Here is a 1,900-nt window from a genome sequence, read left to right on the forward strand (position 1 = left end):
CTCATCTCGCTCGCCATCCCAAAAACATGGAAACGGTCGGACGTCCACGAGCTCTACACCGGCTTGATGAAGGCTTGCCGCCTGTATGACGTGACACTCGTCGGTGGGGATACCTCGGCATCCAAGGCGGGACTCTTTCTCAGCATCACCCTGGTCGGCGCGACAAGCAGCCGCCATGCACTGTTTCGACACGGTGCCAACGTAGGAGATCACATTTACGTTTCAGGCACGCTAGGAGACTCCCTCGCAGGCCTTACGCTCTTGATGGGGAACACAGGCTCAGGCCCCTCAAGAAAAAGGAAGTCCGAGCTCTCTCGCTCTCATCAAGCGTTTCTTCTCCGCCGCCATTTCCGCCCTACGGCGAGGGTCGCCGAAGGCCAGTGGCTCAACGAGAAACGACTTGCCTCCGCTGCCATCGATCTGTCCGACGGCCTCTCCGGAGATCTTCGGCATCTGTGTGAAGCAAGTCGAGTCGGGGCAGAGGTGGGACTCGACAAGATTCCGATCTCACCGGCCTGCCGAGCCTATGCCCGGGCGATCGGAGTGTCGCCGATTCGACTCGCACTCACTGGAGGCGAAGACTATGAGTTGCTCTTCACCACGTCGCCACGCAACGGCAAGAAGGTTGAGCGGCAAGCGCGAACACGCGGCTATCGCATAACCCCTATCGGAACGATTCGCCCGCAGCGGTTCGGAATTCAGATGATGACTGATGGTCGGACGCAACCTCTGCCGGTCACAAGTTACGAGCATTTCCGTTGATGGCCAACAGCAGTCACCAGCCCTCTGCTCAACGGAGCCGATCATTTCGGGCACTCTTGCGTCAAGTCCTCCATTTACAGGAGTCACCGCAACGCACCGCGTTGGCCTTTGCGCTGGGCGTCTTCATCGCGTTCTCCCCCGCCTATGGTCTGCACACGGCGATGGTAGTACTGTGCGCCTGGCTATTCGGTCTCAACTTCTTGGCCTTGCTCGCCGGTGCCTTGGTCAATAATCCATGGACCGTCATTCCGATCCTAGGCGCAACCTACTGGACCGGCGCCCTCTTGCTCGGACGTACGGATCAACCGAGCTTCGACTGGCAGGATATGAGTTTCAGCGGCATCTACCAACAAGTCCTTCCCTACGCTGCTCCCTTCGTGCTCGGAGGACTTGTCCTCAGTGTGCTCGGAGCCCTCTTGTCCTATCCTGCCGCCTACTTGTTTTTCCAAAAACATCGCTCCGCGCCTTCCAGTCCCACGACCGAACCGTTGCCGCCCTCTGACCAAGTGGGCTAAGATACCCACTGACTATGGAATCAGCAGACCGACCGAACGCTCCCTATGATGGCTCGGCGCTCATCGCTGACCCCATCCACAAGTACGTCACCTTCACCGTTCCCTATGCTCATCCTGATCCACATGAGCACACCGAGAAAGACCTGATCGACTCCCCCTGGGTCCAGCGGCTGCGATACATCTACCAGCTACAGAGTGCTCGCTGGGTCTATCCCTCCGCGGAACATACCCGGTTCGTGCATTCACTCGGAACGATGCACGTCGCAGGACGGTTTGCTCGACACCTGTACCCGTTTCTCAAGAAGGTCGTGAAGGATCTGCCCTCTCCCAATTTCGTCGAAGAGTTCCTCCGTGTCACGGCCTTGGTCCACGACATCGGGCACGGGCCGTTTTGCCATTTCTTCGACGACAATTTTCTCCATGCCCATGGCCTCACGCATGAGCGGCTGGGCCAGATCATCATCCGAGAACATTTAGCCCCTCTCATCAAGAAAATCCGCCGAAGCCCGTCCGGCCCCTTCGCGAAAGGAGAAGAACTGAATCCTGACCAAATCGCTCATCTGATCCTCAAGGAAAAAGGCAAGGACAATTCCCGCCTCCCTCGATGGTTGAACATGCTCCAG

The 1,900-nt window shown here is 57.9% G+C and carries 3 protein-coding genes; all 3 read left to right on the forward strand.

Annotation, left to right across the window (positions count from 1 at the left end; genetic code table 11):
- A partial coding sequence (gene thiL, locus HZB34_12400) for a thiamine-phosphate kinase (GenBank protein MBI5316765.1) occupies positions 1-762 on the forward strand: 762 nt, incomplete at its 5' end.
- Positions 762-1,277 carry a DUF2062 domain-containing protein gene (locus HZB34_12405; protein ID MBI5316766.1) on the forward strand — a complete coding sequence of 172 codons (516 nt, stop codon included), beginning with the start codon at positions 762-764 and terminating at the stop codon, positions 1,275-1,277. The genes thiL and HZB34_12405, both read left to right, overlap by 1 nt.
- 14 nt (positions 1,278-1,291) lie before the next feature.
- A partial coding sequence (locus HZB34_12410) for an HD domain-containing protein (protein MBI5316767.1) occupies positions 1,292-1,900 on the forward strand: 609 nt, incomplete at its 3' end.

The organism is Nitrospirota bacterium, assembly GCA_016219645.1.
Lineage (GTDB): Bacteria > Nitrospirota > Nitrospiria > Nitrospirales > Nitrospiraceae > Palsa-1315.